This is a genomic window from Planotetraspora kaengkrachanensis (assembly GCF_016862895.1).
GTDB lineage: Bacteria > Actinomycetota > Actinomycetes > Streptosporangiales > Streptosporangiaceae > Planotetraspora > Planotetraspora kaengkrachanensis.
Map to the genome: position 1 here is coordinate 1 of NZ_BONV01000079.1, position 1280 is coordinate 1280.

The 1280-nt window shown below is 69.5% G+C and carries 1 protein-coding gene; it reads left to right on the plus strand.

The annotated features are described in order from the left end of the window. A partial coding sequence (locus Pka01_RS40420; RefSeq protein WP_203888319.1) for an HNH endonuclease signature motif containing protein occupies positions 1-1280 on the plus strand: 1280 nt, incomplete at both ends.

Consider the following 1280-nt stretch of genomic DNA (forward strand, 5'->3'; position numbering starts at 1 on the left):
GGAGCAAACGCAAGGGTTGCTGTTCGCGAGAGATCGGTTGACGTCGGCGATCTCCGCCCGTGTGGGCCGGGTGGATCGCGCGGGTGAGGCCAAGTTCCACGGACATGCCGGCACCCGGACCTGGCTTCAGGGGGCGTGCGGAACGAGCACGGCAGCGGCGTCTCAACTGGTCAAGCTGGCTACGGAGCTGGCGCGTCTGCACGTCGTGCGTGTGCGGTTCGCCGAGGGCGGTCTGTCGGAGGGGCAGGTCGGTGCGATCTGCGCCGCGACGAGTGGGCTTTCCGACGAGCAGGCGGCGATCGCCGAGCCGATCCTCCTGGCGTTGGCCGATCGGGCGACCCCGGCCGAGGTGGCAAAGGCCGGCCGGTATCTGCGGGAAACGCTGGATCCTCGGCTGGCGGACAAGGAGAGGGACGCCGACTACGCCGCCCGCTATCTGCAGGTCCGTCCGACCGGTTCGGGCGGAATGCGGGGCGAGTTCCGCCTGCCCCGAGAGGCATCAGCCCGGTTGCGTACCTGGCTGGACGCCTATGCCAAGCCGAAGACCGATGACGACGATCGGCCGCTGCGGGTCCGCAATGCGGACGCCCTGATCGCCCTCCTCGAAAGCAAAATCACCACCGAACTGCTCGTTGTGGTCAACGTGGAATCGCTTCCCGCAGACCCTGCCGGCTTCTCGGATGCCGATCCCGCCACCGATCCCGCCACCGATCCCGCCACTGATCCCGCCACCGATCCCGGGGAGAAGATGCCGCCCCGCGCCGGACGTGGACGCTCGCCCGAGGCCCAGTCCGAGGGTGATCCCGAGCCTGGGCACGGGCATCAGCCTGGGCGCAGGGCCTCCTCCGAGGGAGCGGCGCCCGGGCGGCCGGGGCTGCCTGGGCCGGGATGGGCCATGCCGGGACGGGCGATGCCGGGGTTGTTGCTGGCCACGGGCGAACTGCTGTCGCGTGACGATGTGGCCCGGCTCGCGCGGACATCATCGCTGGTGCGGTTGGTGATGGATGCCGATGGCCAGGTCCTTGATCTGGGCCGCACGGTCCGGCTGGCCAATCGCGCTCAACGCAGGGCTGTCTTCGCCCGTTATGCGACGTGCTGGGTCGACGGCTGTCCGCTTCCGGCGACCGTGTGCCAGATCGATCACGCTGACAACTGGAGCGACGGCGGAGCGACGGACCTACGGATGCTCGGCCCCGCCTGCCAATTCCACAACCGTGATCGCTATCGCCGCCCCCATCGATATCAGCGCCGCCCGGAGGGAAAGGACCGCTGGGCCTTCA